Source organism: Streptomyces griseiscabiei (assembly GCF_020010925.1).
Lineage (GTDB): Bacteria > Actinomycetota > Actinomycetes > Streptomycetales > Streptomycetaceae > Streptomyces > Streptomyces griseiscabiei.
This window is the reverse complement of the sequence record NZ_JAGJBZ010000002.1, coordinates 1,992,257-2,013,054: the sequence shown is the minus strand read 5'-3', so window position 1 is coordinate 2,013,054 and position 20,798 is coordinate 1,992,257. Positions and strand designations below refer to the sequence as shown.

Genomic DNA, 20,798 nt, shown 5'->3' with positions numbered 1-20,798 from the left:
GCTCAGTTACGGGCCCCCGCGACCCCGGCCAACTCACCGATGTCCGCCAACATCCGCGTCGCGTCCGGCTCACGCCCCGTGAACAACCGAAACGCGTCCACCGCCTGGAAGACAGCCATCCCTCCCCCGTCCAGCGTGGCGCAGCCAACCTCCCGCGCGACCCGCAGCAACCCGGTCTCCAACGGCCGGTACACCACCTCCGCCACCCACAGCCCGGGATGCAGCAGCTCCGCGGCGAACGGCAGCCCGGGGTGCGCCGCCATCCCGGTCGGCGTCGCGTGGACGACCCCGTCGGCCGCCCCCAGCAGCACCGGCAGCGCGTCCGGCGTCGCCGCCGCGGCGCGGCCCGGCCCGAAGTGGCGGTTGAGGGAGGTGGCGAGGTCGGTCGCCCGGTCGGGCATCGCGTCGACGACGGTGACATGCTCCGCGCCGAGGGTGAGCGTGGCGTGGGCGACGGCCGCCCCCGCGCCCCCGGCGCCCAGCTGCACCACCTTCTCCAGCCGGGCGTCGGGCAGACCGCGGGCGAAGGAGGCGGCGAAGCCGGTGACGTCCGTGTTGTGGCCGACGGCGCGGCCGTCCTCGAAGACGACCGTGTTGACGGCGCCGAGCGCGGCGGCCTGCGGGGCGAGCCCGTCGAGGTGCTCGATGACGAGCTGCTTGCACGGGTGGGTGATGTTCAGCCCGTCGAAGCCCAGGTCACGGGCGGCGCGTACGAGATCGCCGACCGCCTCGGGCCCGACCCCCAGCTCGTCGATGTCGATCAGCCGGTACAGATAGCGCAGTCCCTGCCGGTCGGCCTCCCGCTCGTGCAGGGCGGGGCTGAGCGAGGGTCCGATTCCGGAGCCGATGAGACCGACGAGATACGAGTCCCGCGAAGAGAGGGGGGTCGAGACCTGGGGCACGGCGGGGCCTCCTGAGCGGCTCACTAATGTACGAACTAGTACGTTAGTCATAGCAGCCGGGGGCGGACATGGGAAGCCCTGCCGGCTCGTCCGGTGCGGGCTTCTACAATCGCGGACACTGGCCCCTTGCCCGAAGGAACGCGATGACCAGCGTCGAAGAACCGGCACGACCGAACGGGCGCATCCGTGACGCCGCCCGCACCAAGGCCGAGATCCTCGACGTCGCGACCAAGGAGTTCGCCCGCAGCGGGTTCGCCGGGGCCCGGGTCGACGAGATCGCCGCCCGGACCCGCACCACGAAGCGGATGATCTACTACTACTTCGGCGGCAAGGAGCAGCTGTTCACCGCCGTGCTGGAGCGGGCGTACTCCGTGATCCGGCAGCAGGAGCAGGACCTGGACGTCGAGCACCTGGACCCGGTCGCGGCCATCCGCCGGCTCGCCGAGGTGACGTTCGACCACCATGAGGCACACCCCGACTTCATCCGTCTGGTGAGCATCGAGAACATCCACGAGGCCGAGCACATCGCCTCCTCCGAGATGCTCGCCACGATCGGCTCGCCCGCGCTGGACGTGATCCGCCGGATCCTGGAGTCGGGCCAGAAGTCGGGCCTGTTCACGGCCGATGTCGACGCCGTCGACCTGCACGCGATGATCAGCGCCTTCTGCTTCTTCCGGGTCGCCAACCGGCACACCTTCGGCGTGCTCTTCGGCCGCGACCTGATCGACACCGGACGGCGCGACCACTACCGCCAGATGCTCGGCGACATGGTGATCGCCTATCTGACGGCGGACCGCGCGGCGGACTGAGCCCGCACGCTCCACGAGGAAATCCTTCGGCGGGACCTCTTGACACCCGGGAAACGTCGGCGCAACATCCGTAGCCAAACGCTACTAACTATCCAGTGCGTTAATTAAGCCGGGTAGCGCCCGGCATGGCCGTCCCCTCACCCCCGGGGACCGGCTCTCCCCCCGCTGTGACCTGCCTCGCCCTGCCTTGCCTTCCTCCGCTTCACTCCCCTCTCATGGTGGAGATCCCTCGAAGGAGCACGCCGTGTCCGTCCCCGCCGCACCTCCCGGCCAGCCCAAAAAGGCCGCCACGGCCGCCTGGATCGGCAGCGCCCTGGAGTACTACGACTTCTTCATCTACGGCAGCGCCGCCGCCCTGATCTTCCCGACGGTCTTCTTCGACGAGTCCGACCCGGCCACCGCGACGCTCCTCTCGCTGGCCACGTTCGGTGTCGCGTACGCGGCACGGCCGATCGGCGCGCTGATCCTCGGCCACTACGGCGACCGTGTGGGCCGTAAGAAGATCATGGTCTTCACGCTGATCCTGATGGGCGTGTCGACGTTCCTGATCGGCTGTCTGCCCACCCGCGACCAGGTCGGCACCCTCGCCCCGGTCCTGCTGGTGCTCTGCCGGGTCCTCCAGGGCATCTCGGCGGCCGGTGAGCAGGCGAGCGCCAACTCCATGACGCTGGAACACGCGCCGTCGGACCGGCGCGGCTTCTTCACCAGCTTCACCCTCAGCGGCACCCAGGGCGGGCAGCTGCTCGCCACCCTGGTCTTCATCCCGATCGCCGCGCTCCCCGAGGACCAGCTGCTGTCCTGGGGCTGGCGGGTCCCGTTCTGGATGAGCATCGCGGTCGCCGTCGTCGGCTATGTCATCCGCCGCACGCTGGACGAGACCCCGGCCTTCACCCAGCAGACCGAGTCCGAGGGCGTCGCCAAGCTGCCGCTGGCGGTCCTGATGCGCGAGCACTGGGCGGACGTGCTCCGGGTGATCGCGGGCGCGCTGGTCGCCTCCGTCTCCACGATCTTCACGGTCTGGGCGCTGGCGTACGGCACGAGCGAGTCGGTCGGCCTGTCCCGCTCCTCCATGCTGTGGGTGGGCGCGCTCGCCAACCTGGTCGCCCTCGCCGCGATCCCGCTGTGGGCCACGCTCTCCGACCGCATCGGCCGCCGCCCCGTCTTCCTGATCGGCGCGGCCGGCAGCGCGGTGATGATGTTCGTCTACCTGTGGGCGATCTCCACCGGCGCCTACCCGCTGGTCCTGGTCCTCGGCATCGTCACCTTCGGTGTCGTCTACAGCGCCGCCAACGGCATCTGGCCCTCCTTCTACGGCGAGATGTTCTCCACCCGGGTCCGGCTCTCCGGTATGGCCATCGGCACCCAGATCGGCTTCGCCGTCGCCGGTTTCGCCGTCACCTTCGCCGCGCAGATCGCCGGCCCGGACGGCGACGACTGGTTCGCCGTGGCCCTCTTCACCACGGCCCTGTGCGTCCCGCCGGTCATCGCCGCCCTCACCGCCCGCGAGACCCACAGGATCCCCACCGAACTCCTGGGCACCCGCGCCCCGAACGAGGGGAACGACCGGGAGCGGGTCGCGGCCTGAGCCGTGACCGGGTTCCGCCCCGCGTCCCCGGGCACCGACGAGGTGTCCGGGGACGCGTACGTGATGCGCCCGTGCCGCCCTGCAAGGTTTCGTCAAGGGTCGGTCAAGCGTTCGGACCGAGGGTGCGGGCAGCTCTCCCCCACAGGACCGGGGCCGAACGGCCCGTAGGTCAACGGAGGCAACGTCGGGGGAGATGATGTCTGTCGTAAGCGGGCCCCAGAGGACCGTATCCGTCGAGACCGGTCAGTGGCTGACCCTGACCGGGTGCAAGAAGGTGCTTGTCGTCGTCCACACCGAGGTGTACGGACAGCGGCTCAAGGATCTGCTGTCGCTGCTGGAGTCCGACCTTCGGGTCCAGGTGGCGTTCACCATGGCACCGCACGCGTTCAACCGGGGGGCGGAGCGCTCGCTCCCGGGCCGCGCCGGTTCGGTGATCCCGTGGGAGGAAGCGGTGCGCACCGACTTCGATCTGGCCCTCGCCGCGGGGGCGCAGGGCACCGACCGGTTGCGCGCCCCGCTGATCCGGCTGCCGCACGGGGCGGGGCACATGAAGCTGTCGCGGCTCGACGACGACCGCGATCCCGGCGCGCCGAGGACCGTCGGCGGGCTGGGCCGGCACTATCTGACGCGCGACGGGACGGTCGTCCCGAAGGTGCTGGCCCTGGCCCACCAGGAGGATCTGGACCTGCTGGCCCACACCTGCCCCGAAGCACTGCCGGCGGCCCGGGTGGTCGGCGACGCCTGCCACGACCGCATCGTGGCGAGTCTGCCGCTGCGGTCCCGCTACCGCGAGGCCGTGGGGCTGCGCCCCGGACAGAAGCTGGTCCTCGTCGCCTCGACATGGGGGCGCGGCTCCTCCTTCAACCGGCTGGACGCGCTGTTGCCGAGGCTGCTGGCCGAACTCCCGCGCAAGGAGTACCGGATCGCCGTGACCGTGCACCCCAACGTCTGGTCCGGGCACGGCGACTGGCAGGTCCGGGCCTGGCTCGCCGCCCTGCGCAGACGTGGGGTGCTGGTCGTCCCGCCGCAGGCCGACTGGAGGGTCCCGCTGATCGCGGCGGACTGGGTGCTGGGCGACCACGGCTCCGTGACGCTGTACTCGACCCTCACCCGGGCCGCCATCCTGCTCACCCGTTTCCCGGAGGCCGATGTCCGCCCCGGCTCACCCGGCGCCGAACTGGCCCGCACGGCGCCCTCACTGTCGCCAGCCCATTCACTGCGCCGGCAACTCGCATATGCCGCCGCGGAGTACCCGGCGGAGGAGTACGCGCGGATCGCGGGCCGTATCTCCTCGGAGCCGGGGCGCTTCCACCGGAACATGCGGCGGGTCATCTACCGGCTGCTGGGGCTCGGCGAACCCGCCTGCCCCACCGCGGCGCGGCCCCTGCCGCCGAGGCTTCCACGTCGGCTGCGGGACCGGCGCGGATCGGACGGGTGGTCATGAACGGGCGGATGCACGACGAGCCGTTCGTCGCCGATCTGGACGACCCTCGCGACCGCGCCGAGTACGAGTTGGCGGATGTGCTGTTGGCCGGTCGGTCCCGGCCACCGGGTGCGGCGGTCCCGCTGACCCGGTGGGTGCTGCGGCGATACCCGGGATGTCTGGTCGCGGTCGCCCGGTGCGGGGACGGCCGCTGTGTCGTCGCCACCCGCACGGGGCTTCGGCTGTCGGTGGCATGGCCGGGTGAACGAGGATGCGTGGAGGCCGAGTTGGCGCAGTTCGCGGCTCTGGTGTTCACGTGGCTGATGTCGTCCCGTCCGGGTCCGGGGGAAGTCCGCGCAACCGCTCGCTGAGCCGCCCCGTGTCGGCCGCACCGACCGACGCGTAACGGGCCAGGGAGCGGCGGTACCACGTCCTGGCCCGGGTCTGGTCGCCCGCCGCCTCGGCGCGCTCGCCGAGCATCTCCAACACCCGTCCCTGCCAGGGAACGGCGCCGGTGGCCTCGAACTCGCCGAGAGCGAGCAGGAGTTGCGGTGATGCCGGGTCCGGGACGGCGTCCTGGACCGGTTCCTGGGCGAGGCCCAGGAAAGCCAGGGCCCGGGCCGCCTCGTAGGTGTCTCCCTCGGCGAGCAGCTCGTCGCGGGCCCGCGCGAGGAACGCGCGGGCCCGCTCACGGTCGTCCGAGGCGAGGGCCACGTCGCCCAGGCAGATCCGGGTCAGGGCCGCGCCGCGCCGATAGCCGACGGCCTCGCGCAGCACGAGCGCCTCGGCGAAGTACTCGGCGGCCTCGGCGAGGCGGTTCGCGAGCCGCTGTGTCTGCCCCAGACCGTGCAGGGCCTGTGCCTCCGCCCGCCGGTCGCCGTCCTGGCGCGCGGCTTCGAGCGCCTCGGTGAACCACCCGAGCGCCTCGTCGTGCCGGCCGGTGTTCCGCAGCCCCGTCCCGCCCGAGGTCAGCATGCGGCTGATCCCCGCCCGGTCCCCGTCCCGCAGCGCCGCCTCCCGTCCGATGCCGTACGCCTCGATCCACAGCTCGTAGGGGCGCAGCCGCAGCACGAGCGGCCAGATCGCGTCGGCCAGCTGCCAGGCCGTGCGGTGCAGACCGCGCCCAACCGCCGCGCGCAGGACGGCCATGAGCCGCGCCTGCGAGGAGTCCAGCCAGCGCAGTGCCTCCGCCTCGTCGGCGAAGCGGAGCGGGATACGGGGTGGGAACGCGTAGTCCCGCGCGAGGGTGCGATGGCTCGGGGACAGGAGTTCCTCGGCCGCGGTGGCGGCGGCCAGGAAGTGGTCGGCGAGGCGGCGTACGGCCTCGTCCCTGGCCTCTTCGGTGTCCTCCTGGCCCGCGCGGTGGGCGGCGTGCGCGCGCACCAGGTCGTGGAAGCGGTAGCGGGTCAGCCGGGTGAGGGAGTCGTGGCCCACCTCTTCGACGAGGCTGACCTCGGTCAGTCCGTCCAGCAGTCCGGCGGCCTCGCGCGGCGTGATGTCGAGCACCGCGCCGGCCACGCTCGCGTCGAGGTCGGGGATCGGGAGTGTCCCCCACATCCGGTAGGCGCGCGCCAGTGGGCCGGTGAGCTGACGGTAGGACTCGTCCAGTGCGGCCTCCACGGCGTGTTCGGCGTCCAGTCGCAGCGTCGCGAGCCGGCTCGCGTCGTCCCTCTCCAGCGCGCCCACCATCGTGGCGAGCGGGCGTGTGGGCCGGGACACCAGCCGGGCCGCGGCGACGCCGACGGCCAGCGGCAGTCCGGCGCACAGCAGTGCCAGCCGCCGGGCCGCCTCGGGTTCACGGCGGACCCGGTCGGCGCCGAGCCTGCGGGTGAGCAGGGCCAGGCAGTCGTCGGCCGTGAGCGCCTCGACCTGGTGGAAGACGGCGCCGTCGATGCCGAGTCCGGCGAGCCGCAGTCGGCTGGTGACGACGACGAGGCTGCCCGGGGAGCCGGAGAGCAGCGGGCGCACCTGAGCGGCGCTGAAGGCGTTGTCCAGCAGTACGGCGATGTCCAGCCCCGCGGTGACCGACCGCCACAGCGCCGCCTGCTCGGGAAGCTCCGCCGGGGCCCGGGTGACACCGAGGGCACGCAGGAAGCGCCCGAGCACCTCGCCCGGCCGCAGCGGTCGCACACCGGGGCTGTGCCCTTGGAGGTCGGCGTGGAACTGCCCGTCCGGGTGGTGTCCCGCGCGTCCCGTGAGCCAGTGTGTGGCCAGGGCCGTCTTGCCGATGCCGGCTTGGCCGGTGAGTACCGCGAGTGCGGGGCCGGATGCCGCGACATCACGCACTTTCGCCTCCAGAGCGGCCAGTTCACCGTCCCGACCGGTGAAGTGGGGCACGAGTGGCGGAAGTTGGCGAGGGACGCTGCTGTCGCGGTCGGTACCGGTGGGCGGTGGGGCATGGATGTGCAGATCACCGCGGATGTGCCGCGCCTGCACCACCGGGCCGGTGACGCGGGAGTCGCCAGCGATGCTGTTGGCCAAGCCCCCGCCCTCGCCGGACTCCTGCTGTCCGTCCGTCTCGCCCGCCGCCGTCAGAACGGTGACCCACATGCGCAGGGAGTCCGCCAGAGAGGGCCGGGCGGCGGCCTCATGCGCCAGCTCCATGGCGAGCCGCCGGGTGAAGCGGGGCGGGGCAGCGGCGTCGGCGGCCCCGTTCCCCCACTCCTGGATCCGGGCCACGGTCCCCGATCCGGCCGTGATCCGTGCGAGATCGACGAGCGCCCGGCGCGCCCAGGGGCGGGTCACGGCAGCGTTCAGTGCGGTCAGCAGGTCGTCGGGGGTCACCGGGTTCATCGCTGTCCTTCGCTGGTCATCGGCGTCCGACCGGCTGTCGTCACCCGGGCGGAGGAAGAACTACCCAAAGGGCCACGGGAACAGACCAGTGCATGTTGCAACCAGAGCGATTTAGCCAAGCTAACTTTCGTTATTGTTCGACGTATTGACCAAAGTTGACAGCATGTCATTCTTTTGGGCATCTGAATCGCACGTACTGATCAGCGATGGGGGCGCTGGTGGACGTGGACATCCTCATTCTGGGCACGGTCGAACTGTGCGCCGACGACCGGCGGGACGGCCTGGGGTCACCCAAGGAAAGGCTCGCGCTCGCCTCGCTGGCCGTGGACGCGGGCCGGGCGATCAGCCTGGACACCCTCATCGACCGGCTGTGGGACGGAACGCCACCCGCCAAGGCGCGGGCGAGCCTCCACTCCTACGTGGCCCGCATCCGCCGACGCCTGCGGGACGAGGAACTCGGCGACCTGCTCACCCAGCAGGCGCACGCCTATCGGCTTGCCGTACGACCCGACCAGGTGGACTCCCATCGCTATCTGCGCCTGTGCGAACAGGCACGCTCGCTCGCCGACAGCGGGGACGACGTACGCGCCCTGGCACTGCTGGAGCAGGCGGAGGGGCTCTGGCGCGGCGAGCCCCTCACCGGGCTGCCCGGCCTGTGGGCGCACGGAGTACGGTCGAATCTGTCGGAGAAGCGGCTCGCGGCCACGCTCACCCGCATGGCCATCGAACTGCGGCGGGGCCACTACGCCGACCTGGTCCCGGACCTGACCGCCCTGCTCGACGCGCATCCCACCGACGAGACCGTGGCCGGTCAGCTGATGGCCGCCAACTACGGATGCGGGCGCCAGACCGACGCCCTGCGGGTGTACGACACGCTACGGAAGCGGCTCGCCCAGGAGTACGGCACCGCCCCGGGTGGTTCGCTGGCCCGCCTGCACCGGCTCATTCTCCGCCAGGCCCCGGTGACCGAACTCTTCGCCCGCCCCGCCCCCACCGCACCGGCCCCCAGCACCCTGCCGAGCCACGGCGATCTGGTCGGCAGGGCCGAGGAGTCCCGGGTTCTGCGTTGCGTCTCCCCCGCAGGCGGGGCCATCGCGCTGCACACGGTCTCCGGGATGCCGGGCGTGGGGAAGACCTTGCTCGCGGTGCACACCGCGCGAGCCCTGCGCGACAGCTATCCGGACGCGCAACTCTTCCTCGATCTGCGCGGCCACGCGTCCGGCCAGCGCCCCCTCAGCCCGGTCGACGCCCTTGGTCAACTGCTGCGCACCCTCGGTGTGCCCGCCGGGTCCTTGCCGTCCGGCCTCGACGAACTCACCTCCCTGTGGCGGACGTTGCTCAACACCCGCCGGACAGTGATCGTCCTCGACGACGCGACCGATCCCGAGCAGGTCCGGCCGTTGCTGCCGGGGGCCTCCCTCTCACTGGTGATCGTCACCAGCCGTCGTCGGCTCACCGGTCTGCCGGGGCTGCGCACGCTCAGTCTGGACACCCTGCCGACCGAGGACGCGGTGGCCCTGTTCCGTCACCTCGTGGGGACGGAACGCTCCTCCGACACGGACGGGACATACCAGGTGGTACGGCTGTGCGGTCATCTGCCGCTGGCCATCGAAATCGCCGCCGGCCGGCTCAACTCCCGTCCCTCATGGACCATTTCGCATCTGATTCAACGACTCACCAAAGGGCCGGACAGACTGGGAGAAATACGGGACGGCTTCAGAGCCGTCGCCCGCGCGTTCGAGATGTCGTACCACACACTGACCGACACCCAACAACGTGTTTTCCGGCTGCTCAGTCTGCATCTCGGTGTCGAATTCGACGCCTATTCGACAGCCGCGCTGACCGGTCTCCTCCCGACGGAGAGCGAGCAGATCCTCGATCAGCTCCTGGACGCCAATCTCATCCAGGAAAGTCGACCAGAGCTCTACAGATTTCATGATCTCGTCAAGGAGTACGCACTTACCCTGACCCTCTCCGAGGACACGCCCCAGTCACGTGACTGTGCTGTACAGGCACTGATCACCTTCTATGTCCGCACCGCCTCACGAGCGGCCTCCAGGACCCATCCCCGCCGTGTCCCACTCGGTCCCCTCGAATCTCTCGAAGACAGCGACGCGCCGCCGTGGAGCGACGCCTGCTCCGCCCGGCGGTGGCTGTCGCAGGAACAGCACGCCCTGGTGTCCGCCGAGCGGCACAGCCGTGCCGCGGGGCGAGCGCACCAGGCCGCGTTGGTGGCCGACTCGCTGGCCGGTTTCCTCGACGAGGAAGGGCACTGGGAGGTGGCGCAGGTCATGCACACGGCCGCCGCCGCCCACTGGCACGCCGTCGGCGACGGACATGCCGAGGTCCGGGCTCTCGTCGACCTGGGCACGGCCCAGAACCACGCGAGCCACTACGACAGGGCCCTCGCCGTCACGCTCCGCGCCCTGGACGTGGCCCGTGCCACGGGGGAGGCCGCGGCAGAGGCCGATGTCCTGCACCTGCTGGGGCTCGTCCACTGGAATCTCGGTGACCATCGAGCGGCTCTCGACGTCCAGAAATCAGCACTGGACATGCGACGGAAATCCGGTGACACGTGGCAGAGCGCACGGGCCGGAAACAACCTCGGGATCACCCAGATCTATCTGAATTCCTATGCGGAGGCAAGGAAATCCTGCACCGACGCACTGGAGGGTTTCCGAATGTGCGGGGATCTCCGGGAGCAGTCGCGCGCATTGAACAATCTGTCCGAGATATCACTGCGAACCGGGGATCGCGAGACAGCCGGAAATCTTCTCCGGCAGGCACTCGGACTTCTTGAGGAGACGGGACAGGAGAACCACCAGGGGCGCGCCATCATCCAGGTCAATCTGGCGGAGACGATGCACATTCCGGATGAGCTGGATACCGCTCTCGAAATGTATCGCCAGGCCCTTTTCACTTTTCGCCGACTGGACGATCGGCGAAACTGCTCCATCACCCTTCACCAGATCGGCGTCGCCCTTGAGGCGGCCGGGCGGACGCATGAGGCCGTCGCCCACCACCAGCGCGCTCTGGAGCTGGCCAGGGAGATCGGAGCGGCACACGAGGAGGCCGCGGCCAGGCGCCACCTCGACGCGCTCGCGGAGCTGCCCGAGGAAACGGAAAGCGGTTTCACGAACTGAGCCCGGCACAGCAAATTCGCGACCCTCGGCAGCCTTGGCCCAAGGATTAAGCGAAGGCCCCGCGGCAACACCACTCGTCGACTTGCATTGACGTTCCTTCACTGCTTAAGTCGGCGCGTCACCGCATCGCCCACTGATCCGGTGCCGCAAGTCGAGCCACAACCACAAGGAACGACGAACCTATGCTCCGTACGAACGCACTGACCGCGGTCTTCCTCGTCACGGCCGTACTCCTCGCGATATGCGATCCCTCGTCCGTCGCCGCCACGTCGGCCGCGCACATAGCCTAGGGGCTACAAGCGACAAGCGGGGCCGCATCCGGTCCCCGATAAAGTTACCGGCGAGTTCCTTTGAATTACCCCGACGATCGGTCGGCCCGGATGTCCGGACACTCCAGTTCGGACATCCCACCCTGCCACGAGAAGCTCGGCGAAACACCCTGATCCCGCCCCGGCGATCGGTACACTCGCGCGGCGTCGACGTCGCGAGGGGGAGTGACCATGGCGAGTTCGGGGGTCCAGGATCCGGCCGGCACCACCACGTCCGCGGACCTGACCGATCCCGCCGAGAAGGCCGCCTATCTGAGGACCGTCGAAGCCTGCCTCAGCGACTTCCGCGTGACCCGGCGGCTGGACACCCGGGACGGTGTCACCGCCGACGCGGTACGCACGGCGATGCACGCACAGCCCAACATGGCCCGGAGCATGGAACCCTGCGCGGCCACCTACGCCGACTACCGGAAGGCTGTCGACAGGGCGCACACGACCCGGGCACAACTCTCCCGGGCCAAGGCCGACGTGAGCATCGACGTCCGCACGGCCCTCGGCTGGATCGCCGTCGTCATCAGCGTCGGACATCTCATCGTGCGGTACGAGCCCGACGCGTCGTTCCTCGACATCGCCCTCGGCTCCGCGCCGCTCGGGGTGGCCCTGCCGACCATGCTGTTGTGGATCGACCACAAGGCCGCCTCCCGGCGGAACCTCGTGAACCAGGTGCTCGTCCTCCGCGCACTGTGCTCGCTGCCGTTCCGGGCGCGGAGAGTCAGGATCGCGTCGAGGAAATGGGAGAGCGACCTTCAGCGCAACGGCAGCGCCCCCGTGGTCCACCGGGTGATCGACGCGCTGCTCCGCGACGACCCCCATTCCGTCTTCCTGACGGACAGTTACGAGGGTCTGCGGGCGGCGCGGGACCACGGGTACGTGGTGCCCAGCAGCGCGGCGGACCAGCTCAAGAGCAAGCTGGAGATCCTCGACGGCGGCACCGTCGCGGTCTGCGGCCCACGCGGCGTCGGCAAGAGCACCCTCCTCGACAGCGCCCTGCGGGACGGCGACTTCGCGATCCGCACCCATGTGCCGGCCACGTACACGCCGCACGACTTCCTCCTGTCCCTGTGCATCGACGTCTACGAGCGATACATCGAGCACGAGAAGTACAGCGTGCCGCCCCTCACAAGACTCTCCGGCTTCGTCCGCAACCTTCGCCGGCTGCGAGTCGCGCTGCGCGGGCTGCGCCGCAGGGCCTTCTTCGGCCTTCCCGCCGCGGCGCTCGTACTCCTGGGTTGCTACGCGGTGGTGCGCTCCCTGTGGGAGAGGCACATCTCCACCGTGCGCTCGTGGGCTGCCGACTCCGCTCGGTGGTGCGGCGATCTGGCCCAAGAGGTGTGGCGGGGGGACAACCTCGGTGTCAGTCTGCTCCTCACGATCGTGGGAGTGTCCATCTGGCTGATGCGCGGATCCGCACGCTGGCGCCGCCGGCTGCGGGCCGTGCCGAGAGGTCTGTCGTCCGTCGCGGGCGTCCTGCTGTTGGCCGGTACGGCCCTGACCCTCGCCACGGACCGGGAGCTCGGGGAACACGCGAGGGCCCTGAGCGACGGCTTCCTCGCCCTCGCCCTGCTGCTCATGCTGAGCGCGATGGCCCTGTGGGTCACCGGCCATCTGCGGGGGGCCATCCGGGTCGGACAGTGGAGCTTCCCCGCTTCGCGTGTGTTCACTCCCGCGGCGCTGGGCAGTCTGGTCCTCTTGACATGGCTGGTGCACAGCGACGAGAACGCGGTCGCCGTCTTCCTGGACTCCCAGAACCAGGCTCGCCTCGTGGGCCTCATCACCGCGTGGGCGCTGCTGAGAGTGGGAAGGTGGCGGCCCCGGCCGCCCCGGCCCCCGCTGGTGACCGAGTGCGGCGACCAGTTGTACCGGCTCAGGACCGTGCAGAGCACCACGGCCGGAGTCACCTCCGGCGTCTCCCAACTGGTCAGCCTGGGCAGCGCCCATACCTCGGGCCTCTCCTCGGTACCCGTCAACCTCCCCGAACTCGTGGCGACCTTCCGCAGCCTGCTGGCCAGGATCGCCCAGCACCTGTCCGCGCGGGGCCTGCGCACGATCATCACCGTCGACGAACTCGACCGCCTCGGTTCGGCCGAGCAGGCACTGGCCTTCCTCAGCGAGATCAAGGCGATCTTCGGTGTGCCCCACGTCTTCTACATCGTCTCCGTCGCGGAGGACGTCGGTGCCGCCTTCGTCCGCCGCGGCCTGCCCCATCGGGACTCCACCGACAGTTCGCTGGACGATGTCGTCCACGTCCGGCCGTGCACCCTCGAAAAGTCCAAGGAGATCATCGGCAGGCGTGCCCCGGGACTGGCGCCCGCCGACAACCCGACTCCGACGCCGTACGTCCTGCTCGCCCACGGCCTGTCGGGGGGCATCCCCCGCGATCTGATCCGGTACGGGCGCCGCATCGTGGAGATGCGCAAGCAGACCAACTCCCTGGAGTTCACGGACATCTCACGCCAGCTCATCCTGGAGGAGGTGTCCGAGACGCTCGCGGGCTTCCGGACTCTGCTCGGTGGACATCAATGGACATCCGCGAACTCGGCTGTGCTCAGTCAATACCGTGACCTGATGGATCAGTTGCGTTCGGACTGCGAGTGCCGCCCCGACACCGTCCGACAGGCGCTGGAGGCGTTCGCCACAGCCGCACCGACGGGATCCGCACCGACGGACCTGCCGGAGCAGGCCGCCTCGCTCATCCACGAGGCGTCGGCGTACGCGTACTTCGGGCTGACCTTCCTCCAGATATTCAGTGCCGCTTCCTTCGACCAGCGCAGCAAGGACGCTGCGGCGCGGGCGCCGGAAGGCCATCCCCACTTCCTCGCCGAGACCCGCCTGGAACTGGGCGTCTCACCGCACAGCGCCCGATCGCTCATCGACGAGGTCCGCCGCGCGTGGGGGCTCCCCGCCGCCACCCCCTCCACTCTCGGCCCCTCATCACCCCGCCCGCTGCCCCCGCCACGGCTCCAGCCGTGCCCCGTACACCCACGGAGGTGACGGTCGGCGCATCGGTCTCCTGCGCGGAGTCATCATCGGCAGGGTCATCAGCGTTGGGCCACTATCGAGTAGACAGTGTCTACGCACCACTGGTAGACACTGTCCATGAGCGAGCCGAACACGGGACTGCGGTCCCGGCTGGTCGAGGTCGGGGTCGCGTTGGTGACCGAGGAGGGCGTCCAGGCGCTGTCGTTGCGGGAGATCGCGCGGCGGGCGGGGGTGTCGCACGGGGCGCCGCGGCGGTACTTCCCCACGCATCCGGAGCTGCTGTCGGCGATCGCCCGGCGGGGGTTCGAGGAGTTGGCGGGGCGGGGGACGGTCGCCCTCGGGGGCGGTACGGCGGGGCCGCGGGAGCAGATCGCGACGCTGGGGCGGGTCTATCTCGACTTCGCGCTCGGCAACCGGGGCATGCACGAGCTGATGTTCCGTCATGATCTGTTGGAGAGCAACGAGTTGGGGTTGCGCGACGCCAGTCTGCCGATCTTCTCGCTGCTGGTGGACCTCGTGGGGCGGGCCCGGCCCGACGCCGACGCGCGGCTCGTCGCGGGCGCGTTGCTGGCCAACCTCCACGGCATCGCCCAGCTGTGGACCTGGGGTTCTCTTCAACTCACCACGGGGGCCGCTGACGTGGAGCCCCTGCTGCGGACCGCGCTGGACGCGCACCTGGGGAGCGAGGGGCGATGACGGCGACCGCGGCCGAGGCCGGGGTGGACCGGGGCGGCCCGGCACCGACCGCCCACCGCCGGCTCACCCTCGCCAACAGTGTGCTCGGTGCCGTGATCGTCGCCCTCGACGGAACGGTGCTGATGATCGCTCAGCCGTCCCTGCGGCGCGACCTCGACGCCTCCCTCACCGAGGTGCAGTGGACCAGTAGCGGGTATCTGATCGCGGTGGCGGGACTGTTGGTGTTCGCCGGGCGGCTCGGTGACCGGTTCGGGCACCAACGGGTGTTCGCCTGGGGTGTCTTGGGGTTCGGGGCGACGTCCGCCGGGATCGGGTTCGCACCCGGGGTGGGCTGGGTGATCGGGCTGCGGGTCGCCCAGGGCGTCTTCGGGGCGCTGCTGCAGCCCGCCACGCTCGGGATGCTGCGGGCCGCGTTCCCGCCCGACCGGCTGGGGATGCCCATCGCGCTGCGGACCAGCGCCATCGGGGTGGCGGTCGCCGCCGGTCCCCTCGTCGGCGGGGTCCTCGTGGCCCAGCTCGGCTGGCGGGCGGTGTTCTTCCTCAACGTCGTACCGGCGCTGGTCATGGGCGCGCTGGCGCTGGCGGTGCGGACTCCGGGGGCGGAGCGCGCGCAACAGGGCCACGGCACCCGTCCCGACCCGACCGGCCTCGATCTGCCCGGCGCCGCGCTGCTCGCCGTGGCCCTCGCGGCTGTCGTCCACACGCTGGTCGGGGTGCCCGAGCAGGGCTGGACGGCGGCCGGGGTGCTCGGTCTGCTGGTCGCCGCCGTCTGCGCCGTCGCCCTCGTCCGCCGTGAACGCCGTACCCCCGAACCGCTGTTGCCGCCCGCCGTGCTGGGCTCGGTTCCGGTCCGTGCGGCGCTCGGGGTGCTCGTGGCGGCGTCGGCGGCCATGCTCGGCGCGCTGTTCGTGTGCAGCTTCGTCCTCCAGGACAGGCTCGGCATGGACCCGCTGCGCACGAGCCTCGTCGCGCTGCCCGGCGGTGTGACGATGGTGCTCGGGGCACCCCTGTCGGCCGTACTGCTGCGCCGGTGGGGTGCCCGGCCCACCGCCCTCACGGGGACGGCGCTGCTCACCGCCGGTGTGCTGGCACTGTCCGGGCTCGGCCCCGGATCGTCGACCGTACTGACCGGCGGCGGATTCCTGCTGCTGGGGGCCGGTTTCGGCGCGCTGATGGTCACCGCGACCGCCGTCGTCGTACGGCACGCTCCGCCGGAGGCGGCCGGGGTGGCGGGCGGGCTGCAGCAGACCGCGATGAACATCGGCCCGACCCTCGGGGTGGCCGCCGCGACCTCGCTGATGCCGCTCGGCACGCGCCCCGCGCTGCTGCTCCTGGCCGGTGTGGCCGCACTCGGTGCGCCTCTTGCCCTGCGAATGCCCCGACCCGCCCGCCCCGTGAGGGATGGAACGCGATCAGTACGGAACGATGAAGGCAAGAAGTGTGAGGGCGACCGGAGTGAGTGCGACCGGCCTGACCGCGAGCCGTGACCCGGGCCACCGGAGGAGAACCACCATGGAACGACTGCGCCGAGAGGCAGAGCCGCGCGAGGCCGGCCTCGACCCGAGGACCCTGGCCCGGCTGGACGAGTACCTGGCCCTCCAGGTCGACGAGGGCCGGCTGCCCGGCTATCTGCTGTCCCTGGCCCGCGGCGGTCGCGTCGCCCACCTCACGACCTACGGCATGCGCGACCGGAAGGCTCGACTCCCCGTCGAGCCGGACACGTTGTGGCGGGTCTACTCCATGACCAAGCCGGTCACGTCGGTCGCCGCGCTGATACTGGTCGAGGAGGGGCGGCTGTCGCTCACGGACCCGGTCTCCCGCTATCTCCCGGAGTTCGCCGAGCCCCGTGTGTACGAGTCCGGTGCGGGCGCCGACGTCCGGACCCGTCCGGCCGAGCAGCCGATCCTCGTCCGCCATCTGCTGACCCACACCTCGGGCCTGACCTTCGGTTTCTACTACGACCACCCCGTGGACGCGCTCTACCGCGACGCGGGTCTGGAGAACTCCGTGCGGCCGGGCGCCGATCTGGCGCGGACCTGCGCGGAGTACGCGCGCCTGCCACTGCAGTTCGAGCCGGGCTCGCAGTGGAACTACTCCGTCTCCACCAACGTCCTCGGCCGGATCGTCGAGGTCGTGTCGGGCCAGGACCTCGACGTGTTCTTCGCCGAGCGGATCCTCGGGCCGCTGGGTATGACGGACGCGGGCTTCCAGGTCACCCCCGAACAGGCGCAGCGGCTGGCCGAGTTGTACGGCGAGCAGGAGGACGGGTCGATCGCGCCCGTCCCCGGCCTCCCGGTGCGCGGCCGGCCGCGCTTCCTGTCCGGCAGCGGCGGCATGGTCGCCTCGGCCCGCGACTACCACCGGTTCGCCGAGTTCCTGCGGCGGCGCGGTGAACTCGACGGGGTACGGCTGCTGTCCGCCGAGTCCGTCGCCATGATGGCCACGAACCAGCTGCCGGAAGGTGCGGACATCCGTACGTACGGCAGTGCCGTCCACCGGCAGCCGGGCAACGTGGGCGTCGGGTTCGGGCTCGGCGTGTCCGTGGTGATCGACCCGTCCGTGACCGAATGCCCGTCCTCCCTGGGGACGTTCGGGTGGACCGGGGCCGCGACGACGACCTTCTGGGTGGATCCGGCGCGGGATCTGACCGTTCAGTTCATGACGCAGGTGCGGCGGCGGTCCTCGTTCTCGGTGTATCCGGAGTTGAAGCGGTTGGTGCATGAGTCCGTGATCTGACCGCGCCCGACGGGGGCCGCCGCTAGTCGATCCGTCCCGTGAACTCCACGCCGGACTCCTTCAGTTCCCGCAGCCACACCCGCGACCGCTCCCCCGTCTCCGCCGCCCTGCTCAGGCCCGCCGGCAGCGAACCGTCCAGGATGTGTCCCACCCCGAGGGCTAGGGGGCGGGACACCAGGCGGGCCATGGCGCTCTCCTCCTTCGTGCCGGTGGTGTCAAGGAGATGGCGGCCGGACCAGTGGGCGCCCGCGTCGGTGTGGACGTCGAGGGAGACGGCGAGGACGACCCGGTCGAGGTCGGAGTCGGTCGTCGGGTGGCGCGCCGCCAGTTCGCCCGCCAGCTCGGCGATACGGCGGTCGTCGCCCTGCTCCAGCTCCGCGAAGACCGGGGCCCACGCGCTGAGCCAGCCGTCGAGGCGGAGGGTGCCGCGGACGAAGGTCAGCGGTTTCCAGGACGGGGGCAGCCCGTACTGGGCGACGAAGGGGACGCTGTCGCGGTTGGGGTAGGCCTCGAAGGTCTCGCCGTCGATGACGTGCGGGCGGGTGGCCGTCCAGGGGCGGTCGGCCGTGGTCTCGGCGCCGTCCTCGATGTACCGGGCGGGCGAGCGCAGGGCGCCCAGCACTCCGGCCGGGGCCCAGCTGAAGCGGTAGCGGAAGTCGTTGGGGACGGCCGGGACACCGCCGCAGTAGGAGGTGAGGGTGTACGAGGCGGGGGTCTCAGGCCCGATCGCCTCGGTCGCCCGTGCGATCAGGCTGTGGGCGAAGAGATGGTCGACACCCGGGTCGAGACCCGCCTCGGTGAGGACGGCGATCCCCGCCGACGCGGCCGTCGGTACCTGCTCCAGCACGGCGTCCGAGACATAGCTGGAGCAGGCGAAGTGGGCCCGCGCCCCGACGCACGCCCCGAGCAGCGGACCGTGTTCCGGGGCCGGAAGCATCGAGACCACGACGTCTCCGGGCGCCAGCTCGGCCACCAGCGCCGGCAGTGTGTACGCGCGGGGCTCGGCGAGACCCGCCAGCCCCCGTGCGGCCAGGGCCTGTTCGGCGCGCTCCTCGGTGCGGTGCCACAGCCGTACCCGGGCGGCGGTGTCGCACAGGGCGGCCAGGCCGCTGCCCGTGGAGAGGCCGGCGCCGACCCAGTGGACGGTGCCGCTCGCGGGGACCACCTCGGTCATCGGGCTACTACCTTTCTGTGAGGCCCAGTTCGCCGCTGACCTCGCGGAACCGGTCCAGGCAGCGGCCCCAGGCCCCGCCCGTCCCGAAGTCCAGCAGTTGCGGCAGCAGAGCGGCCGAGAAGTCGGTGCTCGCCTCGCGGGGCAGCAGGGAGGGCAGGTTGTCGATGGCGATGAGGTCGAGCGGGGGGTGTTCGCGCAGCCGCCGTACCGGGGCGTCCCACTCCGTGGTCGTGTCGTAGACGGGCAGGACGTTCATGGGTGAGCCGACGTCGACCGTGACGTCCGACAGGGTCCTCAGACGGCGGTCCGGGCCGTCGAGGTCCTTGTCCGTCAGGAACGGCGGCACCGGGCTGGTGGTCAGCACGGTGTTGACCATCAGGTCGTGGGCCAGCAGCGCCGGGCGGTCCAGGTCGCGGGTCTCGGGCAGGTCCCAGCAGGTCGGTTCGACACCGGCCTCGCCGAGCGCCGTGCGCGCGCCCCGGCCGCTGCGGCCCAGGGCACCGATGACCAGCGCGGTCAAGTCACCCGTGGACGCGCGGAGTTCGGCCTCCATCGCCTCTCTGGTGGTGGGGACGAGCGGGGCCCCCAGCACGCCCCGGTGGTGGAGTACGGCGAGGGCCGCGCCCAGATAGCCCGCCCAGAAGCCGAAGGCGGCGAGTCTGCGGCCCCGGTCGTCGACCAGGTACTCCAGGTCGAGCAGAGCTCCGCCCCCGACGGCGAACCGGCGCAGCAGGGCCTCGGCGCCGGGCTGCCCCTTGTAGGCGTGCCCGAAGAAGATATGACGGTGCGTCAATTCCGGCGGGCTGTCCGGGAGTTCCTTCAGGCCCACGATCACCGCTCGCGCCGATGCCGAGACCCAGGACCCGGGGTCGGCGACCTGGCAGCCGGCCTCCTCGTACTCCGCCACGGGGAAGATCCGCTGGGCGGAGTCCTCGACGGTGATCCGTACGCCGTTCTCGACGAGCCGCCGGGCGTCGGTCGGCACGATCGGGGTGCGGCGTTCGGTGGTGCGGGTCTCGTGGCGGAGCCACAAGTGGAGATCGGTCATACGAGGTTGGCCTCCGGGCGCAGCGCGTCGGCCGTGAACCGGTCGACGTTCAAGGGGCTGATGTCGACGAAGGGTACGCGGCCCAGATACAGGTCGCGGACCACCTCGCCGACCGCCGGGCCCTGCAGGAACCCATGACCGGAGAACCCGGTCGCGTAGAGGAAACGGGAGCACGAACCGGCCTCGCCGATCAGCGCGTTGTGGTCCGGTGTGATCTCGTACAGGCCCGCCCAGCCGCCCGTGCGGCGCAGGTCGAGCAGGCCGGGCGCGCGGCGCTCCATGGCCTCGTACAGGCGGGGGATCCAGCGGTCGTGGGTGTCGGTGGCGAAGCCCGGCCGTTCGTCGGAGTCGGACATGCCGACGAGCAGGCCGGGGCCCTCGGTGTGGAAGTAGAGGCTGCTGGTGAAGTCGATCGTCATGGGGAGGTCGGGCGGCAGGCCGGGGACCGGTTCGGTGACGGCGATCTGGCGGCGCAGCGGCTCCACGGGGAGGTCGACGCCGACCATGACGCCGACCGACCGGGACCAGGCGCCGGCCGCGCACACCACCGTGTCGGTGACGATCCGGCCCTTGCTCGTGACCACGGCCGTGATCGTGTCCCGCCAGGTCTCGATGCCGAGGACCTCGCAGTTGCGCAACACGGTCGCCCCGTGGCGGCGGGCCCCTGCGGCGTAGCCGTGGACCACGGACTCGGGGGTGCAGTGCCCGTCGTCGGGCGAGAACGCGGCGGCGAGCAGGCCGTCGGTGGAGATCAGCGGGGAGAGCCGCCGCGCCTCGGCGGGGTCGACCAAGCGGCTGGGCACGCCCAGGTCGTTCTGGAGCTGGACGCCGGCCTCGAACTGGGCGACCTCGTCGGGGGTCGTCAGGAGGAAGAGGTAGCCGACCCGGTGGAGTCCGATGTCGTGGCCCAGTTCCTGCCGGAAGCGGCCGAACGCCTCCAGGCTGCGGGCGCCGAGCTGGATGTTGAGTTCGTCGGAGAACTGGGCGCGGACACCGCCGGCGGCCCTCGCGGTCGATCCGGAGGCCAGTTCGTCGCGTTCGACGAGGACGACGTCGTCCACTCCGGCGGCGGCCAGATGGTAGGCGATGCTCGTCCCGATGACTCCTCCGCCGATGACGACGACCCGTGCGCTGCGGATCACGAACGCTCCCTTCGGCCGACCGTGGTCGGATGGCCCGAC

13 protein-coding genes are annotated in these 20,798 nt (G+C 71.1%); 8 read left to right on the top strand and 5 right to left on the bottom strand.

Annotation, left to right across the window (positions count from 1 at the left end; translation table 11 throughout):
* Positions 1-2: 2 nt before the first annotated feature.
* Positions 3-902: a shikimate dehydrogenase gene (locus J8M51_RS26105; protein WP_086758619.1), complete on the bottom strand. Its 900-nt coding sequence runs from the start codon at positions 900-902 to the stop codon at positions 3-5.
* A gap of 143 nt (positions 903-1,045) precedes the next feature.
* Here J8M51_RS26105 and J8M51_RS26100 point away from each other — a divergent pair, with 143 nt between their 5' ends.
* From J8M51_RS26100 to J8M51_RS26090, 3 genes are all read left to right on the top strand, one after another.
* Complete coding sequence (locus J8M51_RS26100) at positions 1,046-1,711, top strand: TetR/AcrR family transcriptional regulator (RefSeq protein ID WP_086758621.1); 666 nt, start codon at positions 1,046-1,048, stop codon at positions 1,709-1,711.
* A 244-nt stretch (positions 1,712-1,955) separates the two neighbouring features.
* On the top strand, positions 1,956-3,296 hold the full coding sequence (locus J8M51_RS26095) for an MFS transporter (protein WP_086758622.1): 1,341 nt from the start codon (positions 1,956-1,958) through the stop codon (positions 3,294-3,296).
* 193 nt (positions 3,297-3,489) lie between these two features.
* The gene (locus tag J8M51_RS26090) at positions 3,490-4,740 is read left to right on the top strand and encodes a hypothetical protein (RefSeq protein WP_086758624.1); all 1,251 of its coding nucleotides are present in this window, start codon (positions 3,490-3,492) and stop codon (positions 4,738-4,740) included.
* A 291-nt stretch (positions 4,741-5,031) separates the two neighbouring features.
* Here J8M51_RS26090 and J8M51_RS26085 read toward each other — a convergent pair whose 3' ends face one another.
* On the bottom strand, positions 5,032-7,512 hold the full coding sequence (locus tag J8M51_RS26085) for an ATP-binding protein (protein WP_267299518.1): 2,481 nt from the start codon (positions 7,510-7,512) through the stop codon (positions 5,032-5,034).
* A gap of 206 nt (positions 7,513-7,718) precedes the next feature.
* On the opposite strand from J8M51_RS26085, the gene J8M51_RS26080 reads away from it, so the two are divergent.
* From J8M51_RS26080 to J8M51_RS26060, 5 genes are all read left to right on the top strand, one after another.
* Positions 7,719-10,655, top strand: coding sequence for an AfsR/SARP family transcriptional regulator (locus J8M51_RS26080; RefSeq protein WP_267299517.1), 2,937 nt, complete (start codon positions 7,719-7,721; stop codon positions 10,653-10,655).
* Between the two features lie 500 nt (positions 10,656-11,155).
* Positions 11,156-13,975, top strand: coding sequence for a P-loop NTPase fold protein (locus J8M51_RS26075; protein ID WP_267299516.1), 2,820 nt, complete (start codon positions 11,156-11,158; stop codon positions 13,973-13,975).
* A gap of 105 nt (positions 13,976-14,080) precedes the next feature.
* Positions 14,081-14,659 (top strand): TetR/AcrR family transcriptional regulator, encoded by a 579-nt coding sequence (locus tag J8M51_RS26070; protein WP_267299515.1) that lies wholly within the window; start codon positions 14,081-14,083, stop codon positions 14,657-14,659.
* Positions 14,656-16,146, top strand: coding sequence for an MFS transporter (locus tag J8M51_RS26065; RefSeq protein ID WP_267299514.1), 1,491 nt, complete (start codon positions 14,656-14,658; stop codon positions 16,144-16,146). The genes J8M51_RS26070 and J8M51_RS26065 overlap by 4 nt, the downstream gene beginning before the upstream one ends.
* A gap of 25 nt (positions 16,147-16,171) precedes the next feature.
* Positions 16,172-17,395: a serine hydrolase domain-containing protein gene (locus J8M51_RS26060; protein WP_267299513.1), complete on the top strand. Its 1,224-nt coding sequence runs from the start codon at positions 16,172-16,174 to the stop codon at positions 17,393-17,395.
* A gap of 22 nt (positions 17,396-17,417) precedes the next feature.
* On the opposite strand, the gene J8M51_RS26055 is transcribed toward J8M51_RS26060, so the two are convergent.
* From J8M51_RS26055 to J8M51_RS26045, 3 genes are read right to left on the bottom strand one after another with little or no spacing between them, the layout of a single operon-like run.
* The gene (locus tag J8M51_RS26055) at positions 17,418-18,569 is read right to left on the bottom strand and encodes a saccharopine dehydrogenase family protein (RefSeq protein WP_086761633.1); all 1,152 of its coding nucleotides are present in this window, start codon (positions 18,567-18,569) and stop codon (positions 17,418-17,420) included.
* Between the two features lie 7 nt (positions 18,570-18,576).
* The gene (locus J8M51_RS26050) at positions 18,577-19,617 is read right to left on the bottom strand and encodes a saccharopine dehydrogenase (protein ID WP_086761631.1); all 1,041 of its coding nucleotides are present in this window, start codon (positions 19,615-19,617) and stop codon (positions 18,577-18,579) included.
* Positions 19,614-20,759 carry an NAD(P)/FAD-dependent oxidoreductase gene (locus tag J8M51_RS26045; RefSeq protein WP_267299512.1) on the bottom strand — a complete coding sequence of 382 codons (1,146 nt, stop codon included), beginning with the start codon at positions 20,757-20,759 and terminating at the stop codon, positions 19,614-19,616. The genes J8M51_RS26050 and J8M51_RS26045 overlap by 4 nt, the downstream gene beginning before the upstream one ends.
* Positions 20,760-20,798: the final 39 nt, after the last annotated feature.

Excerpts from the sequence above, each read along its gene's own strand:
- J8M51_RS26100 (WP_086758621.1), top strand. The coding sequence starts at position 1,046 with ATGACCAGCGTCGAAGAACCGGCACGACCGAACGGGCGCATCCGTGAC.
- J8M51_RS26090 (WP_086758624.1), top strand. The coding sequence starts at position 3,490 with ATGATGTCTGTCGTAAGCGGGCCCCAGAGGACCGTATCCGTCGAGACC.
- J8M51_RS26085 (WP_267299518.1), bottom strand. The coding sequence starts at position 7,512 with ATGAACCCGGTGACCCCCGACGACCTGCTGACCGCACTGAACGCTGCC.
- J8M51_RS26080 (WP_267299517.1), top strand. The coding sequence starts at position 7,719 with ATGGGGGCGCTGGTGGACGTGGACATCCTCATTCTGGGCACGGTCGAA.
- J8M51_RS26075 (WP_267299516.1), top strand. The coding sequence starts at position 11,156 with ATGGCGAGTTCGGGGGTCCAGGATCCGGCCGGCACCACCACGTCCGCG.
- J8M51_RS26070 (WP_267299515.1), top strand. The coding sequence starts at position 14,081 with ATGAGCGAGCCGAACACGGGACTGCGGTCCCGGCTGGTCGAGGTCGGG.
- J8M51_RS26065 (WP_267299514.1), top strand. The coding sequence starts at position 14,656 with ATGACGGCGACCGCGGCCGAGGCCGGGGTGGACCGGGGCGGCCCGGCA.
- J8M51_RS26060 (WP_267299513.1), top strand. The coding sequence starts at position 16,172 with ATGGAACGACTGCGCCGAGAGGCAGAGCCGCGCGAGGCCGGCCTCGAC.
- J8M51_RS26055 (WP_086761633.1), bottom strand. The coding sequence starts at position 18,569 with ATGACCGAGGTGGTCCCCGCGAGCGGCACCGTCCACTGGGTCGGCGCC.
- J8M51_RS26050 (WP_086761631.1), bottom strand. The coding sequence starts at position 19,617 with ATGACCGATCTCCACTTGTGGCTCCGCCACGAGACCCGCACCACCGAA.